The 489-nt window shown below is 44.6% G+C and carries 1 protein-coding gene; it reads left to right on the top strand.

Annotation, left to right across the window (positions count from 1 at the left end; all coding sequences use genetic code 11):
• Positions 1-250: 250 nt before the first annotated feature.
• A complete protein-coding gene (locus tag BP822_RS03770) occupies positions 251-451 on the top strand; it encodes an antitoxin AF2212-like protein (RefSeq protein WP_013718692.1) in 201 nt (66 codons plus the stop codon).
• Positions 452-489 lie beyond the last annotated feature (38 nt).

Raw genomic sequence — 489 nt, 5'->3', positions numbered from 1 at the left:
TCGTCTCCGTCCGTTCGTCCTCAGCGCGCTCTCTTGACTCTGCGGTTCTATTCCCGTAAACCCCAGGATTTCACCATCGCTCTATGCTTCCCCCACAGAGTCTCTGTGGTTTTATTCCGTAACCCAGCTCTGTCAGGATCCAGCTTATATAACTGAATATTTCTCTCACGAGAATCGCTCCAGCATTCCAAAACTCATCGAGTGCAAAAATATTTAGCCATTGAGCAGATACTAATTTCGGGCGATTTTATTGAAGGTAAAAGCCATTTACAAAAGTCACGTACTGAGGCCAGTTGGAGACCTGGATCTGGAAGAGGGCGAGGAAGTCGAATTAGAGATTAAGAAAAATATTGTAAAGAGAACATATGGGTTGATTAAACTTGACGCAGAATCGATAGATGAAATCATAGAGGATACGAAATATGGGTCACAATGCTTCCGAGATAAATAGTCGTCTCCGTCCGTTCGTCCTCTGTGCGCTCTGTGACT

Source organism: Methanosaeta sp. UBA458 (assembly GCF_002496085.1).
GTDB lineage: Archaea > Halobacteriota > Methanosarcinia > Methanotrichales > Methanotrichaceae > Methanothrix > Methanothrix soehngenii.
The sequence above is the reverse complement of the archived record's forward strand: the minus strand, read 5'-3'. Positions and strand labels throughout refer to the sequence as shown.